The organism is Flavobacterium ginsengisoli (genome assembly GCF_029625315.1).
In the GTDB taxonomy this organism is placed as follows: Bacteria; Bacteroidota; Bacteroidia; order Flavobacteriales; family Flavobacteriaceae; genus Flavobacterium; species Flavobacterium ginsengisoli.
In genome coordinates this window covers 2,498,754-2,523,429 of the sequence record NZ_CP121110.1, presented here as the reverse complement: position 1 = coordinate 2,523,429, position 24,676 = coordinate 2,498,754, and the positions used below count along the sequence as shown (strand labels likewise).

Below are 24,676 nucleotides of genomic sequence, written 5' to 3'. Positions count from 1 at the left end.
ATACTTTAACTGGAAAAAATCCGATGCAAGAATTAAGCAAACAAGAGATAGAGTTACTTCGAATTCTTCAAGAGAACGCAAGATTTGATATAACCGATTTGACAGAAAGACTCAATATGTCTAGAACTTCTGTTTACGACCGAATTAAAAAACTTGAAAACGAGGGGTATATTAAAGATTATGTCGCTATAATTGATCCTAAAAAAGTTGGATTAAATTTTACTGTCATTATAAATCTTTCTCTAAACAGCCAACGTTTAGATCTTGTAGAAGAATTTTCGAGGCAAGTCGCAGCACTTGATGAGGTTGTAGAAGGATATGTTACAGGAGGGATTTTTGATTATGTTTTGAAAGTTGTGGTAAAAGATCCAGAATCGTTTAATGATTTTATTAGAAAGCTTTCAGATATCCCAAATATCAGTAAAGTCCAGAGTTCTTTTGTTATGAGCTACATTAAGCAATCAACTAAATTGCATTTTTAATTTAGAGTTAAAAACAAAAAACTACGCAAAGCCTTTTTTATTAGGACTTGCGTAGTTTTCTATATTTTATAAATAATCAAATATCTTCTTTTAATCCAATTCTTTTTAAGCTGTTTACCATTCTAAAAACAACCTCATCAGAAAACATAAAACTGCAAAATATTTCTTTGATTTCTGTTGGAGTTTGGGGTTGTAGTTTTAGAAGGTTGTTTAGCTGTATTTTAGCTTTTGCATCTTCATTTAGCAGGGATAAGGAAACCGCTTTTAGCAAAGAATCCCAAATGGTTTCGTTAAAGTCCATATTGTCTGCCCAGTATAAGGACTTTTGATATTCTTTTTTATGAATGTAATAGTAGCAATATCCAATATTAATCCACCACGGATGCGAAGTATTTATTCGAATTGCATTTTCTACTAAATTAAAGCCTTTCTCAAAATAGCCTGCAAAAATTAACATGCGACCTATTCCTGAGATAATGCCAGAAGAATTAGGGTTTATTTTTATGCATTGCTCTGCGGCAGAAAGACAGTTATCTTGATCTTTTTTAAAACAGCTTAAAAGTGCTAGAGAATACCAAGCCTGTTGGCAGTTGGGATCTATTTTCAATGCTTTTGTAATACAGTGACTGCTTTTTTCGATTGTTTTCTTGCAGTTGTCTATTCCAAGAGCGATAGCGACCAATTGCATTTCGCCCAACATTGCCCAAGCTATAGCATGGTTTGGATCTAATTCTACGGCATCATTTAAATTGGACAATGCATTTGCATAATTTTCTATAGAATAGGAGCATTGATATTCGTGATAACTGCAGATTGCTTTTAAAATACCCGAATTGTTTGATATTTTAGAAGGTGCTGTTTTTACCATTTCTTTAAAGATAATGCCATAATAACCGCCCATGCTGGAAACGATATCTTTCACGATTTCATTTTGTATTCTAATACCGTCATCGATTGTGGCAGGCGTAAACAATTTAGTCAATATAAATTTACCAGATGAGGAGTTTACAAGATTGACTCTGATCTGCATTTTATTATCAATAATTTGAATATGCCCTGTTATAATAAAATCGGCGCCTACTAAACTGGCGGCTTCTAGAATATTTTCATTAATTTTTGAAATTACACTAGATGCAAAATGGCCTATTACAGAAATGTCTTGAAAACGCGAAAGTTCTGCGCTTACTTCTTCGGAAAGAATTTGAGAGAAAGCTTCTAAATCGGGCCTTTGAGAAGTCGATTTAAATGGAAATACTGTGATGACCAGATTTGATTTACTTGTGTTAATAGGGAAATCAATGTGCCTCATTTTGTTATTATGAATAAATTCGGGAACGTAACCGCCTTTGGGGACATGAATAATCACCGAATTATCTTTTCCGTCAGAAGAATAATATTCATTGAGAAGTTTTCTTAATCGCCCTGCATGAATACGAACCATTGCGTCGTCGTGAGGATTGAAATGAGAAGGTCTGCTTAAAGCATTTACAGCTATCGAATATTCTTTAATAAACTTCTGTCTTTGGTCTATGGTTTCTGTGACTATATATCGCAGAAAATTGCTTAACAGTATTGAATTCTTGAAAGAATTAAACTTTAAAACATTTTCCAGTTCATTGTAAATGGTATCCGGGGGATTTTTTTTATTGACTCCATAATAAATTATTTGAAATTATTAACGTCGAAAAAAAAGTCACTGGGCGAGTAAAGTGTTAAATATGATGTAGTTACAAATTTATAAAAATATGTGAATATTTAACATATTAATATTATTAATCTGATTTTTTAACCGTTAAATGTAACCGTTAATAACCCTAATCGTGCACTAGCATTGATTATATTTGCTTGATAATCAGTTAGTGAAGTGTCTTTTTTTTGCTTTTTTAACAAAAAAGAAGACAACATTATGAAGTTCTTGATTTTTTTGTCTGCCCAAAAAACAAAATTTAAAGAATTTTGAAAAGATTTTTTAAGCTAAAAGCCAGTTCTGAGAAATACAGATTTTTGAAATAAAGTCACTTTTATTTTTAAGCCCAGATTGTAAAAAACAAATGAATAGTAGTAAAGCATCCCACAATAAACAAACTATAATCATTATGAAAAAAAGGTTTTTACAAATGGTCACGATCAGGCATCGAGCCATTATAATTTGTTTTCTCATTTCCGCTTTAGCTCAAGCTCAAGAAGAAGGATCTAAAAGCATGGAAATCTATGGTTTCATTATGACCGATGTTGGTTATAATTTTAATCAAATTCAATCAGATTGGTATGATGTGGTAAGGCCAACTAAACTGCCTTCGTATAAAAATGAATATGGTCCAGACGGCAATTACTATGCTTCTGTACGCCAGACTAGACTTGGCTTTAAAAATTATTTTAATACTGGACTTGGAGAATTGAAAACACATTTCGAATTCGAGTTGTTTGGTACTGGTGTAGATGCTGGACAGACTACTTTTCGTTTGCGTCATGCTTATGCCGAGTTAGGAAAATTTGGAGCTGGACAAACTTGGAGCCCCTTTATGGATATTGGCGTATTTCCGAATTCACTAGAATATTGGGGGCCAACTGGAATGGTGTTTTTTAGAAACATTCAGATTCGATATATGCCAATTCAAGGCGATACTCGTTTAACCATTGCATTAGAAAGACCTGGAGCAAGTGCCGATCAGGGAGATTATGCCAATCGTGTAGAATTGCAAGGCGTAAAAGCAAGATTTCCGTTGCCAGACCTTTCAGCAGAATACCATCTTGGAACTAAATGGGGGTATATTGAGCTAGCAGGTATCGTAAGAAAAATTGAATGGAAAGATCAAAACAACGATCAGTATAATTTATCAGGAGATGCAGTAGGGTGGGGACTTAACTTAAGTACCAACATTAACTTCAGTAAAAATGATGTTTTTAGAGGGCAAGTTATGTATGGAGAAGGAGTACAGAACTACATGAATGATGCTCCTGTCGATATAGGTATTAAAAATAATCTGAGTAATCCTGTAACTCCTGTAAAAGGTGTTGCGCTTCCTGTGGTTGGTGTTGTCGCTTTTTTAGATCATAATTGGAGTGATAAGTTTAGTACTGCAATAGGATATTCGATGATTGATATTGACAACTCAGACGGACAAACAGACAGCGCCTTTAAAAAGGGACAATACGCTCTCGCAAATATCTTGTATACTCCTGTAAAAAACTGTATGGTTGGAGCTGAATTTCAGTGGGGTAACCGCGAAAATTACAACGACGGATGGAGCACTTCCATAAACAAAATACAGTTTTCTTTTAAATATAATTTCTCTGAAGCATTTTATAGAAAAAATCAATAGAAAGCTTTGTGTTTATTAATCACTTAAAAAAGAAAAATATGTGTAAAACTGTACAATATCTGCTATTGTTCGGATTGTCTGTAATTGCTCTTAATGCGCAGACTCGAACTGAAAAGGATCTTCTGGGAGAAAAACAGATTCCTGCAAACGCGTACTACGGAGTACAAACAGCCCGTGCATTAGAAAATTTTCAGATAAGTAGCTTGACTACGCAATCTTATCCTGACTATGTAAAAGCTTTTGCAATGGTTAAATTAGTCGCAGCACGTGCCAATGCAGATGTAGGCCGACTTAAAAAAGATAGACTTGTTGCTATAGAAAAAGCTTGCCAAGCTGTAATTGATGGCAAATATCATGATCAATTTTTGGTCGATTTGTATCAAGGCGGTGCTGGTACTTCTGCGAATATGAATGTAAACGAAGTTTTAGCCAATATTGCATTGGAATTAAGCGGTCATAAAAAAGGAGAATATCAATACATTGAACCTCATGATGATCTTAATATGGGACAATCAACAAACGATGTGTACCCAACAGCCATAAAAGTGGCATTACTTCTTCATAACGATAAACTGCTTCAAGAGGCAGATCTTTTGGCTAAAGCTTTCCATAAAAAAGGCGATGAATTTAAAGACATTCTAAAAATGGGAAGAACCGAAGGGCAAGATGCTGTACCAATGACTGTAGGTCAGGAATTTCATGCTTTCGGGAATCAGCTTGACGCAGAAATTAGTGCTTTAAAAAAAGCGGAAGTTTATTTATGCGAACAAAATATGGGAGCTACAGCAATCGGGACAGGAATTACTGCTTCTCCAGGTTATGCTGAAAAAGTAGCGACACATCTGGCAAAAATTACAGGAAAACCAATTGTAATGAGTAAAGATCTTATTGCTTGCTACGACTAGTCAACAAGGGTTTGTAATGTATTCTTCTACACTTAAAAGCATGGCAGTAGCTTTGGCAAAAATAAGCGACGATTTGATCATTTTGGCCTCTGGTCCTCGTACTGGTTTTTTCGAAATCAATTTGCCTGCACTTCAGCCAGGATCTTCAATTATGCCAGGAAAAGTAAATCCGGTTATGCCAGAACTTATGAACCAATTGTGTTTTAAAGTAATGGGAAATGACTTGACCGTAACGATTGCCGCACAATCTGGTTTATTGCAATTAAATGCTTTTGAACCTGTTCAGGCCATTGCCATGATGGAATCTCAAGGATTGTTTTTTAAAGCAATGCCATTATTTAGAAAAAACTGTATCGATGGCATTACAGTAAACAAAGACGTTTTGGCGCATTATATGGATCGAAGTGTTGGTGTTGTAACGGCTCTAAATCCGATTTTGGGTTACGAAAAAACAACTGAATTGGCCAAAGAAGCATTGGCAACCAATAAAGGTATTTTAGAACTTATACGCGAAAAGAAATTGCTGACAGAAGACCAAATTAAAAAACTGCTTGATCCAGCAACTTTAACAGGCCAAAAATAATTCTCAACCTTAAACGACAAAATGATGAAATTAAATATCAACTTTTACAAAAAAATACTTTTACTGCTGTTATTATCACTCAATATCAGCATGTTCGGACAGGCTAAGCCTAAAGTTCTAATATTAGCAACAGGCGGAACAATTGCCGGTTCTGCTCAAACAGGAGTACAGTCAGGATATACTTCTGGTCAAGTTACCATTGATGCAATGGTAAATGCAATTCCAGATGCTTTGAAAGTAGCCGATATAAAAGGCGAGCAAATTGCGAATGTCGGATCTCAGGACATGTCATTTGAAATTATGCTGAAAGTAGCCAATAGAATTAATGAGTTAGCCGATAGCAATGATGTAGACGGTTTTGTAATTACACACGGAACCGATACAATGGAAGAAACGGCCTTTTTTTAAATCTAACTACAAAAACAGATAAACCAGTAGTGCTTGTAGGATCAATGCGTCCGTCAACAGCAATTAGCGCAGACGGACCTTTAAATCTTTATAATGCGATTGCAGTAGCTGGCGATCCTAAAGCAAAAGGACGCGGTGTACTTTTGGTAATGAACGATTGGATTCATTCGGCACAATCTTTAACAAAAGTGAGTACAACGGCCGTTCAGACTTTTATGTCTCCGCTTAGAGGACTTATCGGTATTACTTCTTACGGAACAAACGATTTCTTTAATTATCCTAGTCAAAAATTTGGAAAAAACTCAGAGTTTGATGTAAAAGGCGTTAGCTCTTTTCCTCGTGTAGACATTATTTATGCCGATGCAGATATGAAGCCAGATTTAATTGATGCTTCTATAGAACGCGGTGCCAAAGGAATTGTAATTGCTGGAGTAGGAAACGGAAATATGAACAAAGCCTCTCTAGATGCTTGTGCAAGAGCTAGCAAAAAAGGAATTATAGTAGTTCGAAGCACACGTGTAGCAACTGGACTTGTAAGCCGTAATGTAGAATGCAACGATGATGAACTTGGATTAATTGCTTCATATGCTTTAAATCCGCAGAAATCTAGAATCTTATTGTCGGTAGCATTGTTGAAAAAAGAAGCTTGGCCGAACTTCAAAAGATATTCGAAGAATATTAAAAAGAACTGTGTTTACGAACAAATTTTTGAATCTGTTTGTAAAACGAAATAGTTTTATATCAACTTGAAAATTTAATGTCTATGAAAAATAAAATAATTATAAGAGCGGTTCTCTCTGGTTTTTGTGTTTTATTGGTTTCCTGCAATACAAAAAAGGACGAAAATGTTGTGATTGACTTAAAGCAAGTCAAGAAAGAAATTCAGGCAAAAGAAAATGAATATGCTTGCAACATACAATGCTGGTCAATTGAAAGAGATTGGATATTATGCAGATGACGCCATTACTTTTTATCAAAACAGACCGCCAATTATTGGTAAAGATGCTAGATATGAATTTTTAAAATCAGATTTAGAAAATAATACAAATGTAATCTCATTTGAAACCAAAGAAGTTTTTGTTTCTCACGATGGTAACATGGTGGTAGAAGTAGGATATTATAAAGTAACCGACTCGACAAAAACGCCTATAAATACTGGAAATTATATGAGTCTTTTTGAAAAAAGAGATGGCAAATATGTTTGTTTAAGAGATATGAGTGCTTCTGATGGATTGACAGAATAAAATGCATTTTTAAAACTTTTAAATTTGATTTGGAAGTAATGTGTAGCTATCACTTTAGCAAATTATTTAAACTTTAAAATTAAGATTATGAAAAAATTACTATTTATACTTTCGTTGGTTTTCGGATTAAGTGCTTTTGCACAATCTTCTGTAGATGAAATTAATTTGATCCAAGATCTTTATGGAAAATCAAAGGCAGATGTAGTCAAAGAATATTTGGATTTGTCTGACACACAAGCAGCAGCATTTCAGCCTATTTATGATAAATACGAAGCAGAGCGCAAAGCCTTAAGTCAGCAAAAGATTAAAATTCTCGAAGACTATGCAAACAATTATTCGACTTTAAGCGATGCTAAAGCTACAGAGCTAACAGCGGCAAACTTAAAATACAATCAAGATTCAGAAAAATTACTTGCCAAAACGCATTCTAAACTGGCAAAAGCTATTGGCGGAATCAATGCGGCAAAATTTGTACAGCTTGAGTTGTATTTGCAAGTGACTATACGCGCTGAAATTCAGAATGCTATTCCTTTTATTGGCGAACTGGATAAAACCAAAAAACACTAGACGATTTCTGGGTACAGAGTAGAAAGTATAGAAAGATCATTTTCTACTCCGCTTACTAATATTTTATACTCTTAATATGATAAAGAAATTTACAAAATATTTGACAGTTGCATTAATCATGTCTGCCCAGCTAATTTTTAGTCAGTCTGATAACGATGGTAAAGAACTAGGACTTCCAGGCGATAATCTAGATTTGTATGCTGTAATGACACTCTTTCAGAAATCAAAAACCATTGAGGAGTTTGAAAAAAATCTGAATTTAGAGAAAACAGGAATCAATAATCTCGATTTGAATCTAGACAAAAAAGTAGACTTCATAAAAGTAATTACCAAGAAAGATGGTAACTCGTTTACGTTTGTTCTTCAAGTTGCCGTTAGCAAAACAGAGAATCAAGACGTCGCTGTTATTTTTGTCGATAAAGACAAAAACGGAAAAGTAAAAATGCAGATTGTAGGCGATGAACTGCTGTATGGAAAAGATTATATTATCGAACCAGTAAGCAAATCCTCGGCAGCAAAAACATCAAACCCTGCTTATACAGGAGACGATCCCGTACAAAGCGCGCCAGCCGTAACAGCCGTTGTGGTAGAAACGGTGCCAATTGTACAATATGTATATTCACCAGCTTACGTGCCGTATTATCCACCTTATTATTACGGATTTTATCCGCCTTATTTCGCTGCTTTTACTGTATTGGCGGTCGGAATTTATCGTCATAACCATTATTACCATCATCATGGCTATCACGGCGGGCATTATCATGGCGGACATAACAATGTATATATTAATAACAGAAACAGTTTTAATAATTACAATAATAATAGATCGAGATCTAATACAGTGCGAGACAATTCGACCAATAATAGATACAATACAAATCGGGGTAATTCGCGTCCTTCGGCAAGTACACGACCATCAGGAGGAAACTCCAATCGTGCAGGGAATACTAATGCATCTGGAAGAACCCGTCAGAGTTCATCGCCAAGTGCAGGGACTTCAAATCTAAATAGAGGAAGTTCTTCGAACTCCAATTTTAATAGAGGAGGAGGAGCGTCTTCAAGACCAAGCGCCGGACAAATGGGAGGCGGTTCTCGCAGCATGGGAGGCGGTGGCTTCGGTGGCGGAGGCGGCGGAAGAAGAAGATAAACGGCGTTTTTTATAATGTTTCATCAGAAAAAATGCGTAAGTCCTTTTTGGGTTTGCGCATTTTTGGTTTTTATATCTAATGAAGTCATGTTTAAAAATACACACAAGATTTTTGAAGCAATTCATTCCGTAGGAATGTTTCATCGGTAGAAACGAGATTTGAATCAGGAATATACGTTCCGTAGGAATGTTTCATCAGTAGAAACGAAATTTGAATTAGAAATATACGTTCCGTAGGAACGTCTCATCGGTAGTAGAAACGAAATTTAAATCACGATTACACGTTCCGTAGGAACGTTTGATTGGTAAAATTTTCGCAAATCTGGTGTCCCTACAGGACACAATGTAAAACGATATTATTTTTTTTCTACCGACGAGATATTCCTAACGGAATATTAAGCATTGTTATCATATAAGATAACCGATTAGTGAAAATATATTATGACATTTGAATTATTGAAAATGATATAAAATTCAAAGAATGAAAGTGGCAGAAATAGAGTACCTAAAAAAACAATCGGCTCAATATTTAAATATTTTAAAATCAGCTAATAAAGGTTACTATGCAGAACTCAAGGTTTTAAATTACTCCGAATTAGGCTGTGTAATAACAAATATGCTAAAACTGTGTATTTTGGCATTAGAACAAGATAATGGACAAAAGCTGTCTATAGATGTTGGATTGGTTTTAGAACAAGCGCTTCAATTATTTCCAACTGATGAAATGGAATTGTTAGATATAATTAATGAAATGCAGATTAAACAATCTTATGCTGAGGTTGAATAAAAAAACAAAGAAATCTGGAGCAACTCATTCCGTAGGAATGTCTCATCGGTAGAAACGAAATTTAGATCACGATTACACGTTCCGTAGGAACGTCTCGTTGGTAAAATTTTCACAAATCAGGTGTCCCTACAGGACACAATGCAAAACGATATATTTTTTTTCTACCGACGAGATATTCCTAACGGAATATAAAATAATGTTAATTTAAATTTTCTGCAACAAAATTTCTGCAATACTCTTTTATCTGTTCTCGCACAGTTCTAAACTGTTCCATGATTTCAGAATCCGTTCCAGTCGCTTTTGCTGGATCTGGAAAATTATAATGAAATTTGATTGCCTTTGTTGGGAAAAACGGACATCGCTCTTTAGCATTATCACAGACCGTAATCACAAAATCAAAATCGATATGAACATATTCATCAATATGATTTGATGTGTGATTTGAAATGTCTATTCCGTCCTCTTTCATTATCAAAATAGCTTTTGGATTAACGCCATGAGTTTCTACACCAGCGCTGTAAACCTCAGCTTTATTTCCAGCAAAAAGCTTCATGTAGCCTTCGGCAATCTGACTTCTACAGCTATTGCCGGTGCAAAGTATTAATATTTTCTTTTTCATAATTAAACAAGTAACCAGATGATATTTATAATACAGAATTTGGGTTCAAAACCAAAAATGAACTGTAGTAAAATAACAGATGAGGTTATTACAATTGGTTTTTTGTATTTAAAGATTAGTTCTTTCATTTTTTAGCGACATCCTGAATTTGGAGTACAGCAAGAAGCAGAGTCATTAGTTAATTGAGTAAGATTGATCTTCTGTTTTTCTGTTGGAATTCCGCAAGCATCTTGTGCCAAACAAGCCGTTGTTTTATTTTTTAGAATAAACGTTTTTCCATTAAACTCTAAATCATATTTGCCAATTGTATTGCTTTGATATTCCACTTCAATTTCTAAGTCTTCGATGTTTAGTTTATCTTCAGACAGCTGAATGATGTTCAATAGTTTATTAGGTTTTAAACGATGTTCAAAATCGTTGGCATCCCAAAGCTGAAAGTTTACTGCTTTTTCATTTCTGATTACTCCGCCGCAATCAATAAAATTTTTGGTAACTACTCCAACTTCTGTTACATGAAAATGTTCTGGTACAAAAGTTCCGTTTTCTAATTGAAATTCCACATTATCTAATGTTGGCAAAATCTGTTTTACTTCTGATAATTTCATCTTGTTTTTATTTATTTGTTAATTGCAATATTGCGATATACTTGGTCAAAAAAAATGTTTTAGCAACATTTTGATTTTGAGATAGTTTGTGTGATGTTTAAAAAATAGGAGTTTAAAATGTCGATTGTTTTTTCGTCAATACAATAGCAAATAGCATTTCCAGAAATATTTCCTTTTATAATGCCAGCATTTTTTAATTCTTTTAAATGCTGAGAAACTGTAGGCTGGGCAAGAGGCAGTTCGTTTACAATATCGCCACAAATACATTCATTCACTTTTAGTAAATATTCGATTATAGCAATTCTTGCAGGATGCCCTAGTGCTTTGGCAATTGTAGCAATTTGATTTTGTGCGTCTGTAAAATGTTCAGTCTTAGTTGCTCCCATATTAGATTATATTAATATTGCAATATTACGATATAGTTTTTAGATGATGAAATTTTTAACAAATTAATTTAAATAAAAAAGCTCCAGATTTCTCTGAAGCCTTAATTTTATTTATAATACTATTTATTTAACTTCAACAGCTTCAGGAAATTTCCATGTGCCATTAAGTATTTCTTTGTGCGGACGATAAAGTCTAACCCAATAATTCCAACCTGCAGTAACCGGAATACAATTTGGTGTTTTTCCGTCACAACCTCCAAATTGAATAGTGATCGATCCGTCAGCATCTTTTTTTGCTGTAATATTATTTAAGGTATACATATTGAGATCGTTTTTCTCAAAATAACCTTCTTTATTGTATACACTTATAGACCAAAATCCATCAACAGGAACATTTTTAACTTTAAGTTTATAGACCGTTTTTCCATCATTTTTTTTAGGATAAACAGAAAGATAAAGTGCATCTTTTTCTGGATTTCCGCCCCATCCTGTTGCGCTTCCTAATAAATGGCGTGTTTCATCAATTTTACCTTTTAAGCCAAACATTCCTTTTGTATCAGTTAATTTTTTAGAAACGCCAATTAAAGAATCTCTAACTTTCTTTTGACTCACAAGGTCCCAATTTGGAACCGAAAAAGTTCCTTTATCTTTTTGGCTAATTTTAATTGCATCTTGCAATGCTGTAACTTTCGGTAAATCATTCGGATCGTTAGGATCAATAAAAGTTCTTATTCCTAACATCAAATAACGTGTCCCGATTTTTTCCTTTGTGAAGGTAAAAGTTCCGGGAGCGTAATACGTTTCAGAATATTGATCTTCGTCGATAGTCTGCATAGACATAAAACGTTTTCCAGGATCTGGCAGTGTAACAGTTATTGGTCCAGCATCGAGATCATAAACTCCAGAAGAATACAGTACATCTCGGTTAGCACGAATTACAGCTTGTTTGTCAATTGGCATTAAAGTTCTATAATGATGTATATTACCAATACCACCAGCATCTTTAACCGAAGTCGTAAAGTAAAGATCTGTTTCTGCGCGGTTAAAATTTGCGGCAGTAACTGGAACACTATTTTTTTGTGCGACCGAATCAGAAGTCACAGCAGTAGAATCTTTTAATGTAGAGGAATCTGTTTCTGATTTGCCGTTATTCTGTTTGCAGGAAGAAGTCAGTAACGATATAGCAACTAAAAATAGACCTGATAATAATTTGTAATTTTTCATATTATTTGAAATTAAAATTAGAAAAATGGTTATGATTTTATTTCTGGAGCAATGTTTTTCATTTTACAATTTCTGGAAGAGGCATTTTCCAAATGTTATTAATAACGTCTGGCTGCGGACCGTAAATTCTCATCACAAACATGAATTTTTCATCTTTAGGTGTCGGAAGCCAGTTGCTTTCTTTGTCTTTTCCAGGAGAAGTGCTTTGCAGATAAATAACTAAATCTCCGTTTGACTCATATTTTAAACCTTTGGTTTTATTGCCAATTGAATATCTGTTAATTGGGTTTGGAATTAGAAAACGTTTAGGAAGATTGTACATCGTGATGCTCCAAAAGTATTTGGCTTCAGGTAACTGATCTTTAGTAAATTTTAATGCATATTTATTGTTTCCTAAAAGTTGCTGATTGTTTTTATCAACGTTACTTCCAGTATAAACAGCTTCCTCTTTAGTGTTTCCATAAATTCCGGCAGCTGCAGCAATTGCACGGTTTAGAAAGTTATTTTTAAGTTCTGCACGTGTACCAAAAAGACTTCCAGCATCTTTGACATTATCTATTTTAGAGTTCAGTTCTTCTTTGGCTTCGGCAATTCCTTTTTCAATTGCTTTTATCGTTTCTGGCGAGTATTTTGAACTGTCAAAAGGTTGTCCTGGCACAATTCCAATTTTGGCAAAACGTTTTCTCAGTTCTTTTTCGCTGCTGTCTTCGTTTGCATATTGTAATAAAGCATTTAGTGCACTGATAAATTGAAGCGAACCATAATCGCTTTCTTTCCAGACTGGCAAAGGTAGATTGTATTTTTTTACAGGAGGAGCAGGCTGTTTTGTATATTCATGCAACGGAATTAATTTATATTGTGCCTGTATTTTTTTAAGATTTGATACATCGGCTGGATCATGTAATTGAGTACGGCCTACGAGATATATTAAATTGGTTTCGGAATGTAAAACTTTATCAATGCCTTTAGGAGTTTCTCCTTTCCAATCTGGTCCTGCAATGAGATATTTACCTGCATTATTACCAGTTGCTCGCGATCCTACATATTCAAAATTGAAGGTGTAGAGATCTACCAACTGCATTACATAATATCGGTCGTTTTCTATTTTTGGCACTTCAAGAATAACAGGTTCGTCTGAAACATTAATCGGTGCCATTGAGTACGGAGTATCATTATTTATGGTTATGATTAAAGTATCTGCGGGAGTTGCGCTTGCAGCTACGCTTTTGAATTTGTTAAATCCGGAATATTCTTTAGCTTCTTTGTTGATTGCACTGGAGTAAATCGCTTTGTAATTATAAAATATTGGATATCCGTATATCCAGGCTTCTTTTGCAATAGCAGTTATAGAATCAGTAGACGTTGCATTTGCATTTTCTGAATTATCTTTTGATTGTTCTTTTTTGCAAGCAGTTACTGCCAAAAGGGTTACGATAAAAAAAGCGGTTAAATTTTTCATAATCGGGAGGTTTTATTTCATATATGATTTTTTCCTGATTTTAAAATTAGAATTTAAAAGAAAAACTTAGCTTTTTTGAATAGTAAAGATGGTTGCAAATTATAAGTTGCAACCATTTTAAAAGGCTAGAAATTAAAAAGATCAACTTGTTTTTAGACTGAAATGAAAAGGAATAAAAAAAGCTCCAGATTTCTCTGAAGCTTTATGATATTTTGAAAAAAAATACTTAGAAATTAGTATTTATCTTTTTTGAACGATCTGCAATGTAAGAGATCAACCAAATCACTTGTCCTTCTTTTACAAAGTAAATTTTCTTTGTTGCATAGTCTGGAATACTTTCAAGACAAGTCACAAGAATGTTGTTTGCCGAAATCAAGTATTTTTGGTCATAAGTGCTTAAAACTCTCGCAGACTTCTTTGTTTGTTTTGGCAAGGTTAGTAAACTTACCGAAATTGTTTTTAAGAATAGCATCATAATCGATAACATCTTGAAGTGTTAAAGCAACATAATGATCTTTATTAACGGTTTCGTCATAAAAAAGAGTTGAAAACGCCCAAACAGCACCACCAGATAAATATAATTTATCTTTTTTAGCTAAAGGAGGATTTGCATCAAATAATTCTTTTGTTTTTTTACGTAGAATAACATTATAATCAAAAGATTTTTCTTGGTAGGTAGACATATCGTTTACTTGACTTTTGTTTACCACTGTTTTTTCTACGGCATCAGTAAGTGTCATTGTTCCAAAACTAAGTTCTAATGGAACAAATTCTAATTTACCGTCTTTAAGTTCGTCAATGTAACCGCCTTTAGTAGTTTGAGCACCAATATCAAGAAGGAAAGCATTAGCAAAATCAACAGGCGGTATAGCACCTTTAACAAGCGTTTTTGCTTCTTCGTTTACATCTAATACTTCTAATTGTTTACCGGTTAAAAGGGCAATTTTGTTTTTTAAAACGTCTAAGTTACGTGCAGAAGCAAAAACAGGAGCTGCTACAACAAAGATGTTTTCTTCAAGAATTTTGTTTTCAGCTTTAATCTTTTGCAATTGCGTGGTAACCGTAACGCTAGTTTTACTAATATCTTCTGCAGTAAGTTCGCCATTAGCAGTAATATGATCAGCAAAAGGGATTCTTTCAGTCCAGAAAGAAAGGATTTTATAATCGGCTTTTCTAATGTTATTTACATCAATAACAGAAACTTTTATAGCTCTACGTCCGATTTCGATTCCAGCGTAGACACTTTTTTGAGAAAATGAAGAGACAGAAAAAAATAAAGTTAAAAGAGTAAAAAATAAAAATTTGGGGTTGTGTTTTTTAAGCATTGTGTTAAATTGTAGTTATAATATATTTGTTTTTAAAAGATTATTAAATTTCTTTTTGTGGTATTGATATGAAAATCACAATTTTAGAATGAAAACAAATGGTTTCATTACGGAATTGCGAATTTAAGAAAACATTTAATAATATAAAATCAGTTATTGGAAAACATAATATTAAATTATTGTAAAGGAATAACGGACTTTATTTCGATTAAGTATATTTATAAGACAAGACTTGAGATTTCTCTAAATTTATCAATCGACGAGTTACGAATTATCTATATTTGGTTAATTAAGCATGAAACTTACGATGCAAATATCAAAGTTAGTTTTAATTTAAATAAAGTATATGGTAGACCATGAAACTGAATTGATTCGGATAAAGTTGTTGGAAAATTCAATTCGCTTGCTTTCCGATTTCATGAGTGTGTTGTCAGATGGCTATAATCCGACAATCCTTGATGTGAAAGTTAGTATCGACAAAAAATTAAAGGATCAAGATCGATTTATATTTTCCTCTTCAAACAATTTGGGTACAGAATCTTTTTTTCTAGACAAGATTCAACCAACGAAAAAAGATATTGCTAATATTAAAGAGAGAATAAACGAGAATTTTTCTTGGTGTCTTAATCATTTAGCCACATTTAACAATGCGCCTGATATATTCGCAAGTAGCTATCATATTGAAAATCTAAGTCAATTAGTAGAAAAAGTAAAAATGCATATTTTTGATCTAACGGACTTATGGGACATAATTAGTTATGAATACTTGGTTGATACTAAAGATGGAAGTTTGGTTAGAGTTCTTTTTATGCATTCCGACAATAAATCATTGATCTTAGATTTTGGAAACTATATTCATTGAGGAACTTTTCTTTATGTTTGTAAACTTACATTATTTCAAAATAATAAGAATATAAGAACAAAAAAGCTTCAGAGAAATCTGAAGCTTTTGTTTTAATAGTGAGAACAGAAATATCCTCAAACTGATAACTTTTGGGATTAAAAATAGGTTGACTCCGAATACGGATCGTAGATGTCTACATCCCATTGATTATCATTATATAGATCTGCAAAATCTTCATCGGCTTCTGCATCAATAGTATTTTCATTTTCTTCGTTATAGCTAATGCCTTGCAGAAACTCGCAGTCAAAATCTGGTTCGTCATCATGCTTATCGTACAAGTCTAACGAAGCTGAAGTTTGTTTTTCAGAATAAAATTCAGCATCTATCAGATTTGCATTAGATTGAATAGTAATCGAGTTAAAATTTGTAGAGGTAGTTATAGATGATTTCATGATTTTTATTATTTATTGGCTTTATAAAAACATATTTTCTTAATTCAAAAATACATGGTGCAACAATGTTTTTATTTACAGAATTTCGCCTTGAGTTTATATAATTAATCATTGTAGAATATGATTTCCACTTAATTAGTGTTTTTTACAGAGTTTGTTGGTTTATTTAACGCTGAGATATGCTCGTTGTAAAAGCTATGTAAGTCTCCTTATTTTGCAGAAATGTTTGAACAAAAAAAGCTCCAGATTTCTCTGAAGCTTTTTGTCTGTATAGAAGGAAGCATTTTAATTGTCTAACCGATTTTTTGAGGATTATTGTAAAATTATTAGTTGAAAATATTTCTTATATTTAGTTGAAATTTAAGTGACTAAGAATTTATGGAGCTAATTTTACTAATAGTAATCTTTTTGCTGATTCTTATTTATGGTTTTTATAAGGCGCAAATTAAAGGGATAATTGGAGAGAAAACTGTCTCTTCAATATTAGATTTCTTAGATAAGTCAGAGTATAAAGTGATCCATAATGTCGTTTTACAAAGAGGCGAAGTAACTACTCAAATTGATCATATAGTCATTTCTAGTTTTGGAATATTTGTTATCGAAACTAAAAATTATAAAGGATGGATTGTTGGCTATGAAAAATCGGAATACTGGACCCAAGTAATATATAAATACAGATCCAAGTTTTATAATCCTATTTTTCAAAATGCAGGACATATTAGGACTTTGAAAACCTGTCTAAATGAATACAGAAATCTAGAATATATATCTATTGTTGTTTTCTCAATAAATGCCAAAATAAAAATAGATACTAGTGTAGATGTTGTTAATATGCATCGTCTTTTAAAAACAATTAAAAAATACTCAAACGTAAATCTCTCAGAAGAAGCTAAGAAAAGTATCTTTGAAAAAATTAATGCTTCTAATTTAGTTGATTCGTTTAAGAAAAAGGAACATAATAATTCCATTAAAAAAAGGATTAGTGATCGTGAGAAAGCAATTCAAGAAAAGAAATGTCCAAGATGCGGTAATAGTTTGGTTGAAAGAAAAGGAGAATTTGGGATATTTTTTGGATGTAGATCGTATCCCAAGTGTAAATTCACAAAAAAAAACTTTCTTATAAAAGACAAGCATAGAAAACAAAAAAGCTCCAGATTTCTCTGAAGCTTTTTTACTTAGTAGCGGGAAGCATTCAATTATCTAACCAATTTGTTTATGATGTTAATGAAATTTTATCTGCATAAATTGTATTAGAAACATTCCTTATATTCGCTTACAAAAAGGTAAACTATGATATAAAAGGATGTCATTTTATCTTTTTAGTTAAGTTATTAAAAAACATATTTTTTATTGTTTAAGAAAATTTAGATTTTTTTAAAATGAGCGAAATAATTTTTGGAAGTGAATATCATCAAATTTTAGATAATCTTTTGAGAGAAATAGATTTGTCTAAACTTCCCTTATACGGAGAAAATGAGATTTACAGAATGAATGCAGGTAGATATGGTAAAGTCAAAATAAAATTAGATGTTGAGAGAGATAATGAAAAAATAGAATATATTCGAGATCTATATGGTAAGACTAATAATCCTATTAATTGTTATACATATGGATGGGAAGCTAAAGAAGAAAAGCTTCCGAAATACCATGAAGAATATATTAAACCAGTGATATTAGGATTTATCGAAGTTTTATCGACAATTAGCAATAACAATAATGTTGTTTTAAAATTTTCAGTTGTCGATGGGGACTGGAAAACATCAGAAAACACTGCGCATCATCTTGCGACAAAAAATGCCTTAATAGAATTGTTTAAACAAATATAAATATTATACTCTTGTTAGCACCATCCTGTTCGCGAGCTAAATAAAATCAAAATATTTGCAAAACTACTAAAACAAAAAAGCTCCAGATTTCTCTGAAGCTTTTTTACTTAGTAGCGGGAACAGGACTCGAACCTGTGACCTTCGGGTTATGAGCCCGACGAGCTGCCTACTGCTCTATCCCGCGATGTTTCGGGTGCAAAGATAAGGCGATTTTTGAGAAATCCAACGAAAACTTTAAAAAATGTTTTATTTTCTGTATTGAGTTGATATGACTACCTTTGCAAAATAAATAAAGCAAAAAATGTCACATAAAGCAGGTTTCGTAAATATTATCGGAAATCCAAATGTTGGAAAATCAACATTGATGAACGCTTTCGTTGGAGAACGATTGTCGATCATTACATCAAAAGCACAAACTACACGTCATAGAATTTTAGGAATTGTAAACGGAGAAGACTTTCAGTTAGTTTTGTCTGATACTCCTGGAATCATCAAACCAGCGTACGAAATGCAGGAATCGATGATGAACTTTGTAAAATCGGCTTTTGAAGATGCTGACATTTTAATCTACATGGTCGAAATAGGCGAGCAAGATCTTAAAGATGAAGACTTCTTTAAGAAAATCATTCATGCTAAGATTCCGGTTTTATTGCTTTTAAATAAAATTGATAATTCAAACCAAGAACAATTAGAACAGCAAGTTTCTTTCTGGAAAGAGAAAGTGCCAAATGCAGAAATTTTCCCGATTTCGGCTTTGCAGAATTTCAACGTTCCGGAAGTTTTCGGAAGAATTATCGAATTGTTGCCAGAATCACCACCTTATTATCCAAAAGACCAATTAACAGACAAGCCAGAACGTTTCTTTGTTAACGAAACAATCCGTGAGAAAATCTTATTGAATTACGCTAAAGAAATTCCATACGCAGTAGAAATTGTAACAGAAGAATTTCATGAAACCGACAATATTATCAGAATCCGTTCGGTAATTATGGTGGAACGTGACACACAAAAAGGAATCATTATCGGACATAAAGGTGCAGCTTTGAAAAAAGTAGGAACAGATGCCCGTGCTGATTTAGAGAAATTCTTCGGAAAACAAATTCATATTGAGCTTTATGTAAAAGTGAACAAAAACTGGAGAAGCAATGCTAATATGCTGAAACGTTTCGGATATAATCAATAGTTTATAATTGTTTCAAGTTAAATGTCAGGTATAAAACTTGGCACTTGAAACCTGAAACTTGAAACAAAAAACAATAAAAACTTAGGTACTTACAAACTTAGCGTCTCAGCAACTTTTTTTAACTACCTTTGCAAAAAATTTAAATAAGGCATTTACGGTTTTTAGTGATTGGGTTTTTAGGAAGCTAAAAATCTGAAATCTAAGTCTAAAGCCTAAAATTCAAAAAAAATGAATAATAACATTGTTGCGATAGTAGGAAGACCTAACGTAGGGAAATCGACCCTGTTTAATAGGCTGATACAAAGAAGAGAAGCTATTGTAGATTCAGTATCTGGGGTTACCCGTGATAGAAACTATGGTAAAAGCGAGTGGAACGGAAAAGAGTTTTCTGTCATTGATACAGGTGGATATGTTCGAGGGTCTGATGACGTTTTCGAAGGAGAAATTCGTAAACAGGTAGAACTTGCTATCGACGAAGCCGATGTTATTATCTTTGTGGTTGATGTTGAAGAAGGAATTACGCCAATGGATGAAACTGTTGCAAAATTACTTCGTAAAGTAACAAAACCAGTTTTATTGGCTGTAAATAAGGTTGATAACGCAATGCGTGAGAAAGATGCAATTGAGTTTTATAATCTTGGTTTAGGTGATTATTTCACATTTGCAAGTATTTCAGGAAGTGGAACTGGAGATTTATTAGATGCTTTAATTGAAGCTTTTCCAGAAAAACCAGAGCCAGTTACGCCAGAAGTAGAATTGCCTCGTTTTGCAGTTGTAGGACGTCCGAATGCTGGAAAATCTAGTTTTATCAATGCCTTAATTGGTAAAGACCGTTATATTGTTACAGATATTGCAGGAACAACTCGTGATGCTATTGATACTAAATTTGACCGTTTTGGTTTCGAATTTAATTTGGTTGATACTGCGGGAATTCGCCGTAAAGCAAAAGTAAAAGAAGATTTAGAGTTTTATTCTGTAATGCGTTCGGTACGTGCGATCGAACATGCAGATATTTGTATCTTGGTTATCGATGCAACCCGCGGATTTGAAGGTCAAGATCAAAGTATTTTCTGGTTGGCTGAGAAAAACCGTAAAGGAGTTGTAATCTTAGTAAACAAGTGGGACTTAGTAGAAAAAGATACGATGTCGACTCGTGACTACGAGGAGAAAATCAAAAAAGAATTGATGCCTTTTACAGATGTGCCAATTTTATTCGTTTCTGCTTTAACAAAACAGCGTTTATTAAAAGCATTGGAAGCTACGGTTCAAGTTTTCGAAAATAGAAAACAAAGAATTCCAACTTCAAAATTCAACGAATATATGTTGAAAGTAATTGAAGCATATCCGCCGCCAGCAACAAAAGGTAAATATGTAAAAATTAAATACTGCATGCAATTGCCAACTCAAACACCGCAATTTGTGTTTTTTGCTAATTTACCTCAATATGTAAAAGAGCCTTATAAGCGATACCTAGAGAATAAAATTCGTGAAAAATGGGATTTCGCAGGAGTTCCAATCGATATCTACATTAGAGAAAAATAAAAAAATCCCCTTGAAAATAGGGGATTTTTTTATGATTTATTTCTATTTACTTAAAAGATCAATTTTTTATTGGCATTATATTTGAATAAATGTAAAAAACACAATTAAACCTTTTGCGTTTTTGTAAGTCTTACAGATCTAACTAACCCAATTTTATGACCAAGATTTATTCATTTCTATTGTTTTTAGCTTTTGTTTATTCGGCAAATGCCCAAAACAATATTGTTATCAAAGGAACTGTAGTTGATATTAACTCGCAACTTCCGCTTGAACTTGCAACCGTTTATTTTACAACTGTAAAAGATTCTACAATTATAGAATATGCTACAACAGATAAAAACGGAAATTTTATTATCAATACGAAAAAGTATGATAAACCGGTTTTTTAAAGGTAAATTATACTGGATACCAAACGTATTTTGAAGAACAAAAAGGACTTACAGAAAGTAAAGACTTTGGTAAATTGTACATGCTTGAAAATGCAAATGTTTTAAATGAAGTAATAATTAAGAGCGAAGCCCCACCAATTACGATTAAAAAAGATACTTTAGAATTTAATGCCGGCTCTTACAAAGTGCGTCCAGATGCAAATGTGGAGACCTTACTGAAACAATTGCCCGGATTTGACGTAGATAATACTGGAAAAATTACGGTAAATGGGCGAGAAGTCAATCAGGTTTTAGTGAACGGAAAAGCATTTTTTGATAAAGATGGAGCCATTGCAATTAAAAACCTTCCTGCCGATATTATTAAAAAAGTTCAAGTTTCTGATTTTAAAACCAAAAAAGAAGAATTGGCCAAACAAGAATCGACTTCAGATTATTCGAGTATAAATATTACCATTGACGAAAAGAAAAACAAGGGATATTTTGGTAAAGTACTTGGCGGATACGGCTCAGACGAACGCTACGAAAGCAGTTTGATGATGAACTTCTTTAAAAACAAACAAAAAATTAGCGTTTTAGCCTCTTCAAATAATATCAATTCGACTGGATTTTCTATGGATGAAGTTTTTGATAATATGGGAGGCGGAAGAAATGCAAAAGGAGGTCAGGGCGCAAGCAGTGGAGGAAAAGGAATTACGCAGTCGACTTTGGCTGGAATTAATTATTCTGACGATTGGTCAAAAGATTTGGAGTTTATGAGCAGTTATAACTTTACAAATGCGGTGACTAAAAACGATAGCAAATCCAATCAGCTTAGTTTATTGCCTACAGGAAATATTTTAACTGAAGCAGATTCTAAAACAAGAAATGAAAATACTGGAAACAAGGCTAATTTTGAGTTAGAATACAAAATTAATCCTACTATGCAGATTGTTGTTGCACCTAAACTGAATGTGTCTCAATCAAATAGTAATTCTAGTTCTTCTACTTCTTCAGAAAACCAAAATGGAGAGGCGTTGAACGAAAGTACGGCAACATCTCATACAGAAAGTTCGAATACTAGTTTTGCGAATAGCATTAACTTCAACAAAACTTTTAAAAAGGAATCGAGAAATTTAAGTGTGGTTTTTAGCAATAGCAACACTAAAAATGATTCGAACGGAATTAATATTTCTGAAACCATTTTTTATCAAGATGCAAAACCAAATGATGAAAGAAATCAGAATGCAAAAAATACTTCAAAAAGTGATGCGTACTCGCTTGATTTAGAATATACAGAACCTATCACAGATTCGCTTCGATTGCGTTTTGGAACCGATTTTGACTGGCAGAGTTCAATGAACGATCAGAAAACATATAATTTTGATGATGCGTCACAAGAATATTCAGATTTAAACTCATCGCTAACGAATTATACAACATCAAAACAAAATTCGATTACGCCAAAAGTGGGTATTAGTTGGCAGAAAAGAAAATTTACACTTAATGTAAATTCTAGAACATCAATTGTTGAGTTTGATAATCATTCTTTCTATTTAAATCAAGCGACTGATTTGAATAAAAGATATATGCTTCCGTATGGAACAGCACAGTTTCGATATAAATTTAATCGTTCTAAAAACTTAACGTTTAAGTATGATTATTCTAATGCGCTTCCATCGGCAACACAATTAATGCCGGTTGCAGATTTAAATAATCCGTTAAATAGTGTAATTGGTAATCCAAATTTAAATCCGATTGAGAAAAATACTGCTGGTATCGATTTTAAAAATTTTGATTTTAGAACGCGTTCTGGCTATAGTTTATTTCTTAAAGGAGATTACTATAATAATGATATAGTTTCGACTTCTATTTATGATGACAGCGGAAAAAGAAATACAACTTATGTAAATATTTCAGGAACTTATTCTGCTTCGGTTGGAGGAAACTGGAATCAGCAGATTAAAAAAGATGCACACACCATTAGATACGGTTTGCGTTTAAGCGGTAATTATAATTTTGATAAAGGATTTACAAATGCAGTTATGTACAATGCAAAATCGGTTGTAATTACACCTAGCGTTTATGCTTCTTACGATTATGGAGAAGTGCTTTCAATTTCGCCGTCTTACAGTTTATCGTATAACGAAACGAGATATGAAAATTATTCGAGAGATGCGACTTCAAACGTAATTCATAGAATTAATATGCAAACAACTTCTTATTGGCCAGCAAATTTAATTTTCGGAAATGATTTTGGGTATACTTATAATTCAAATATTTCAGACGATTTCAAAAAGGATTTCTTTTTATGGAACACCAGTTTGTCTTACGGATTTTTGGATAAAAAATTATATGCAAAAGTGAAAGTTTACGACGTTTTAAACCAAAATCAAAGCGCAACAAGAACCATTTCGCCAACGTCTATTCGCGATGAAGAAAACACGGTTTTAAAAAGATATGTAATGTTTTCTCTTGCCTATAAAATCGGTAATTTTGCAGAAAGCAAAAAAGGGAGAAAGCAGAGAGGAGCGTAATTCTTGAGGGACAAAGGCTCAGATTTACAAAGGTTTAAAGGTTACAAAAAATGCCTGTCAAATTCAATTTGACAGGCATTTTTTGTATAACTCATAACTCATAACTCATAACTTTTTTCGATTAATTCGATGATAAACCGTAAGTCTGAAAATATCACGATCATAGAAATCTACACCGCTTGCGCGTCTTTGAAAGTTTTTTAAATACCCCAATTCTACACCAAGATTTGGATTGAAGTGATAACGCAAAGCAACATAAAAACGGTTTTGATCAAATGTATTTTTACGATTGTCTTTTCCGAAATTAAAAAGAACTTCGTCTGAAATAGTTCCTTTTATGCTTCTGCCTTCTTTTTCCCAAAGGGTAAACATAGATTGTAAACGATATCTAAATCGGAAAGCATATGAAAATTCGTCCAGTAATCCTGTTTTATCTGCTTTTTGAATGAAGCGTTCTTCTAACTGAAAACGGTTGTGAAAAGTGATTTTAGCAAAATCATTAATCAGAGTTACATCTTGTTGCCCTCTATATTCAGGAACAGAATAATCAGGATCAACATACGGATTTTGGGTATTTACATTGAAAAAAGCAAATCCAGCTCCAACTTCAATCATTTTATTGGCCCGATATCTAGCTTGAGATCTAATGACAAAAAGGTTTTCATGAACAGGATTTACAAAACTTCTATTATCAAACTCAGAATGAAGCGCCCACTTTTCAGACAAGGGAAAAATATTATAATAACGAATCCAGGTTAGAGTTTGCTGGTCGATATTTCTTTTATTTTGCCCTGTAATTAGTTGGGTAATAAAGAGTAAAGTGAAAAATAGTTTAAAAGATCCTTTCAATTGCGATAAATTCA

The 24,676-nt window shown here is 33.1% G+C and carries 24 protein-coding genes, 1 tRNA gene and 2 pseudogenes; 17 read left to right on the top strand and 10 right to left on the bottom strand.

Going from position 1 to position 24,676, the window contains the following annotated elements; all coding sequences use genetic code 11:
• Positions 1-23 precede the first annotated feature (23 nt).
• Entirely contained in the window at positions 24-482 is a 459-nt protein-coding gene (locus P5P87_RS11705; protein ID WP_278022657.1) for an Lrp/AsnC family transcriptional regulator, read from the top strand.
• 76 nt (positions 483-558) lie between these two features.
• On the opposite strand, the gene P5P87_RS11700 is transcribed toward P5P87_RS11705, so the two are convergent.
• Positions 559-1,923, bottom strand: a complete 1,365-nt coding sequence (locus tag P5P87_RS11700) for a tetratricopeptide repeat protein (protein ID WP_278022656.1) — start codon at positions 1,921-1,923, stop codon at positions 559-561.
• Positions 1,924-2,578: 655 nt separating this feature from the next.
• Between P5P87_RS11700 and P5P87_RS11695 the strand changes: the two genes are divergently transcribed.
• The 9 genes and pseudogenes from P5P87_RS11695 (at position 2,579) to P5P87_RS11655 (ending at position 9,446) form a co-directional block, all read left to right on the top strand.
• On the top strand, positions 2,579-3,805 hold the full coding sequence (locus tag P5P87_RS11695; protein ID WP_278022655.1) for a DcaP family trimeric outer membrane transporter: 1,227 nt from the start codon (positions 2,579-2,581) through the stop codon (positions 3,803-3,805).
• A 38-nt stretch (positions 3,806-3,843) separates the two neighbouring features.
• A pseudogene (locus P5P87_RS11690) lies at positions 3,844-5,293 on the top strand (aspartate ammonia-lyase).
• 21 nt (positions 5,294-5,314) lie between these two features.
• A pseudogene (locus P5P87_RS11685) lies at positions 5,315-5,892 on the top strand (asparaginase domain-containing protein); the annotation flags it as partial.
• Between the two features lie 24 nt (positions 5,893-5,916).
• Positions 5,917-6,435, top strand: coding sequence for an L-asparaginase family protein (locus P5P87_RS11680; protein WP_422854097.1), 519 nt, complete (start codon positions 5,917-5,919; stop codon positions 6,433-6,435).
• 29 nt (positions 6,436-6,464) lie between these two features.
• Complete coding sequence (locus P5P87_RS11675) at positions 6,465-6,659, top strand: hypothetical protein (RefSeq protein ID WP_278022652.1); 195 nt, start codon at positions 6,465-6,467, stop codon at positions 6,657-6,659.
• Positions 6,604-6,945 carry a YybH family protein gene (locus tag P5P87_RS11670; protein WP_278022651.1) on the top strand — a complete coding sequence of 114 codons (342 nt, stop codon included), beginning with the start codon at positions 6,604-6,606 and terminating at the stop codon, positions 6,943-6,945. The genes P5P87_RS11675 and P5P87_RS11670 overlap by 56 nt, the downstream gene beginning before the upstream one ends.
• Positions 6,946-7,032: 87 nt before the next feature.
• A complete protein-coding gene (locus P5P87_RS11665; RefSeq protein WP_198857586.1) occupies positions 7,033-7,512 on the top strand; it encodes a hypothetical protein in 480 nt (159 codons plus the stop codon).
• A 76-nt stretch (positions 7,513-7,588) separates the two neighbouring features.
• Positions 7,589-8,659 carry a hypothetical protein gene (locus tag P5P87_RS11660; protein WP_278022650.1) on the top strand — a complete coding sequence of 357 codons (1,071 nt, stop codon included), beginning with the start codon at positions 7,589-7,591 and terminating at the stop codon, positions 8,657-8,659.
• A gap of 481 nt (positions 8,660-9,140) precedes the next feature.
• Positions 9,141-9,446 (top strand): hypothetical protein, encoded by a 306-nt coding sequence (locus P5P87_RS11655; protein ID WP_198857585.1) that lies wholly within the window; start codon positions 9,141-9,143, stop codon positions 9,444-9,446.
• 199 nt (positions 9,447-9,645) lie between these two features.
• Here the strand turns inward: P5P87_RS11655 and P5P87_RS11650 are convergent, their stop codons facing one another.
• The 6 genes from P5P87_RS11650 to P5P87_RS11625 form a co-directional block, all read right to left on the bottom strand.
• The gene (locus tag P5P87_RS11650; RefSeq protein WP_278022649.1) at positions 9,646-10,065 is read right to left on the bottom strand and encodes an arsenate reductase ArsC; all 420 of its coding nucleotides are present in this window, start codon (positions 10,063-10,065) and stop codon (positions 9,646-9,648) included.
• A gap of 131 nt (positions 10,066-10,196) precedes the next feature.
• Positions 10,197-10,670, bottom strand: coding sequence for a DUF6428 family protein (locus P5P87_RS11645; protein WP_278022648.1), 474 nt, complete (start codon positions 10,668-10,670; stop codon positions 10,197-10,199).
• A gap of 59 nt (positions 10,671-10,729) precedes the next feature.
• Positions 10,730-11,056: an ArsR/SmtB family transcription factor gene (locus tag P5P87_RS11640; RefSeq protein WP_111362835.1), complete on the bottom strand. Its 327-nt coding sequence runs from the start codon at positions 11,054-11,056 to the stop codon at positions 10,730-10,732.
• A 123-nt stretch (positions 11,057-11,179) separates the two neighbouring features.
• Positions 11,180-12,280: a DUF1254 domain-containing protein gene (locus P5P87_RS11635; protein WP_278022647.1), complete on the bottom strand. Its 1,101-nt coding sequence runs from the start codon at positions 12,278-12,280 to the stop codon at positions 11,180-11,182.
• A 58-nt stretch (positions 12,281-12,338) separates the two neighbouring features.
• Positions 12,339-13,739: a DUF1254 domain-containing protein gene (locus P5P87_RS11630; RefSeq protein WP_278022646.1), complete on the bottom strand. Its 1,401-nt coding sequence runs from the start codon at positions 13,737-13,739 to the stop codon at positions 12,339-12,341.
• Positions 13,740-14,125: 386 nt separating this feature from the next.
• Positions 14,126-15,064, bottom strand: coding sequence for an exopolyphosphatase (locus tag P5P87_RS11625; RefSeq protein ID WP_278022645.1), 939 nt, complete (start codon positions 15,062-15,064; stop codon positions 14,126-14,128).
• Between the two features lie 346 nt (positions 15,065-15,410).
• On the opposite strand from P5P87_RS11625, the gene P5P87_RS11620 reads away from it, so the two are divergent.
• Positions 15,411-15,926 carry a hypothetical protein gene (locus P5P87_RS11620; protein ID WP_278022644.1) on the top strand — a complete coding sequence of 172 codons (516 nt, stop codon included), beginning with the start codon at positions 15,411-15,413 and terminating at the stop codon, positions 15,924-15,926.
• 137 nt (positions 15,927-16,063) lie between these two features.
• Here the strand turns inward: P5P87_RS11620 and P5P87_RS11615 are convergent, their stop codons facing one another.
• Positions 16,064-16,360: a hypothetical protein gene (locus P5P87_RS11615; protein WP_278022643.1), complete on the bottom strand. Its 297-nt coding sequence runs from the start codon at positions 16,358-16,360 to the stop codon at positions 16,064-16,066.
• A gap of 378 nt (positions 16,361-16,738) precedes the next feature.
• Between P5P87_RS11615 and P5P87_RS11610 the strand changes: the two genes are divergently transcribed.
• A complete protein-coding gene (locus tag P5P87_RS11610) occupies positions 16,739-17,524 on the top strand; it encodes an NERD domain-containing protein (protein ID WP_278022642.1) in 786 nt (261 codons plus the stop codon).
• A 215-nt stretch (positions 17,525-17,739) separates the two neighbouring features.
• Positions 17,740-18,186 (top strand): hypothetical protein, encoded by a 447-nt coding sequence (locus P5P87_RS11605; RefSeq protein WP_198857576.1) that lies wholly within the window; start codon positions 17,740-17,742, stop codon positions 18,184-18,186.
• A 111-nt stretch (positions 18,187-18,297) separates the two neighbouring features.
• Here the strand turns inward: P5P87_RS11605 and P5P87_RS11600 are convergent.
• Positions 18,298-18,370: transfer RNA gene (locus tag P5P87_RS11600), tRNA-Met, on the bottom strand.
• A 117-nt stretch (positions 18,371-18,487) separates the two neighbouring features.
• Between P5P87_RS11600 and era the strand changes: the two genes are divergently transcribed.
• From era to P5P87_RS11580, 4 genes are all read left to right on the top strand, one after another.
• Positions 18,488-19,369, top strand: coding sequence for a GTPase Era (gene era, locus P5P87_RS11595; protein ID WP_111377359.1), 882 nt, complete (start codon positions 18,488-18,490; stop codon positions 19,367-19,369).
• A 228-nt stretch (positions 19,370-19,597) separates the two neighbouring features.
• Positions 19,598-20,911, top strand: a complete 1,314-nt coding sequence (der, locus tag P5P87_RS11590; protein ID WP_198857575.1) for a ribosome biogenesis GTPase Der — start codon at positions 19,598-19,600, stop codon at positions 20,909-20,911.
• Positions 20,912-21,066: 155 nt separating this feature from the next.
• Positions 21,067-21,300 carry a peptidase associated/transthyretin-like domain-containing protein gene (locus P5P87_RS11585; RefSeq protein ID WP_278022641.1) on the top strand — a complete coding sequence of 78 codons (234 nt, stop codon included), beginning with the start codon at positions 21,067-21,069 and terminating at the stop codon, positions 21,298-21,300.
• An 80-nt stretch (positions 21,301-21,380) separates the two neighbouring features.
• The gene (locus P5P87_RS11580; RefSeq protein ID WP_278022640.1) at positions 21,381-23,813 is read left to right on the top strand and encodes an outer membrane beta-barrel protein; all 2,433 of its coding nucleotides are present in this window, start codon (positions 21,381-21,383) and stop codon (positions 23,811-23,813) included.
• A gap of 105 nt (positions 23,814-23,918) precedes the next feature.
• Here P5P87_RS11580 and P5P87_RS11575 read toward each other — a convergent pair whose 3' ends face one another.
• Positions 23,919-24,662, bottom strand: a complete 744-nt coding sequence (locus P5P87_RS11575; protein WP_278022639.1) for a DUF2490 domain-containing protein — start codon at positions 24,660-24,662, stop codon at positions 23,919-23,921.
• Positions 24,663-24,676 lie beyond the last annotated feature (14 nt).

Excerpts from the sequence above, each read along its gene's own strand:
- der (WP_198857575.1), top strand. The coding sequence starts at position 19,598 with ATGAATAATAACATTGTTGCGATAGTAGGAAGACCTAACGTAGGGAAA.
- P5P87_RS11585 (WP_278022641.1), top strand. The coding sequence starts at position 21,067 with ATGACCAAGATTTATTCATTTCTATTGTTTTTAGCTTTTGTTTATTCG.
- P5P87_RS11670 (WP_278022651.1), top strand. The coding sequence starts at position 6,604 with ATGCTTGCAACATACAATGCTGGTCAATTGAAAGAGATTGGATATTAT.
- P5P87_RS11630 (WP_278022646.1), bottom strand. The coding sequence starts at position 13,739 with ATGAAAAATTTAACCGCTTTTTTTATCGTAACCCTTTTGGCAGTAACT.
- P5P87_RS11650 (WP_278022649.1), bottom strand. The coding sequence starts at position 10,065 with ATGAAAAAGAAAATATTAATACTTTGCACCGGCAATAGCTGTAGAAGT.
- P5P87_RS11675 (WP_278022652.1), top strand. The coding sequence starts at position 6,465 with ATGAAAAATAAAATAATTATAAGAGCGGTTCTCTCTGGTTTTTGTGTT.
- P5P87_RS11665 (WP_198857586.1), top strand. The coding sequence starts at position 7,033 with ATGAAAAAATTACTATTTATACTTTCGTTGGTTTTCGGATTAAGTGCT.
- P5P87_RS11645 (WP_278022648.1), bottom strand. The coding sequence starts at position 10,670 with ATGAAATTATCAGAAGTAAAACAGATTTTGCCAACATTAGATAATGTG.
- P5P87_RS11605 (WP_198857576.1), top strand. The coding sequence starts at position 17,740 with ATGAGCGAAATAATTTTTGGAAGTGAATATCATCAAATTTTAGATAAT.
- P5P87_RS11580 (WP_278022640.1), top strand. The coding sequence starts at position 21,381 with ATGCTTGAAAATGCAAATGTTTTAAATGAAGTAATAATTAAGAGCGAA.
- P5P87_RS11655 (WP_198857585.1), top strand. The coding sequence starts at position 9,141 with ATGAAAGTGGCAGAAATAGAGTACCTAAAAAAACAATCGGCTCAATAT.
- era (WP_111377359.1), top strand. The coding sequence starts at position 18,488 with ATGTCACATAAAGCAGGTTTCGTAAATATTATCGGAAATCCAAATGTT.
- P5P87_RS11705 (WP_278022657.1), top strand. The coding sequence starts at position 24 with ATGCAAGAATTAAGCAAACAAGAGATAGAGTTACTTCGAATTCTTCAA.
- P5P87_RS11695 (WP_278022655.1), top strand. The coding sequence starts at position 2,579 with ATGAAAAAAAGGTTTTTACAAATGGTCACGATCAGGCATCGAGCCATT.
- P5P87_RS11620 (WP_278022644.1), top strand. The coding sequence starts at position 15,411 with ATGGTAGACCATGAAACTGAATTGATTCGGATAAAGTTGTTGGAAAAT.
- P5P87_RS11610 (WP_278022642.1), top strand. The coding sequence starts at position 16,739 with ATGGAGCTAATTTTACTAATAGTAATCTTTTTGCTGATTCTTATTTAT.
- P5P87_RS11625 (WP_278022645.1), bottom strand. The coding sequence starts at position 15,064 with ATGCTTAAAAAACACAACCCCAAATTTTTATTTTTTACTCTTTTAACT.
- P5P87_RS11660 (WP_278022650.1), top strand. The coding sequence starts at position 7,589 with ATGATAAAGAAATTTACAAAATATTTGACAGTTGCATTAATCATGTCT.
- P5P87_RS11615 (WP_278022643.1), bottom strand. The coding sequence starts at position 16,360 with ATGAAATCATCTATAACTACCTCTACAAATTTTAACTCGATTACTATT.
- P5P87_RS11680 (WP_422854097.1), top strand. The coding sequence starts at position 5,917 with ATGTCTCCGCTTAGAGGACTTATCGGTATTACTTCTTACGGAACAAAC.
- P5P87_RS11700 (WP_278022656.1), bottom strand. The coding sequence starts at position 1,923 with ATGGTTCGTATTCATGCAGGGCGATTAAGAAAACTTCTCAATGAATAT.
- P5P87_RS11640 (WP_111362835.1), bottom strand. The coding sequence starts at position 11,056 with ATGGGAGCAACTAAGACTGAACATTTTACAGACGCACAAAATCAAATT.
- P5P87_RS11635 (WP_278022647.1), bottom strand. The coding sequence starts at position 12,280 with ATGAAAAATTACAAATTATTATCAGGTCTATTTTTAGTTGCTATATCG.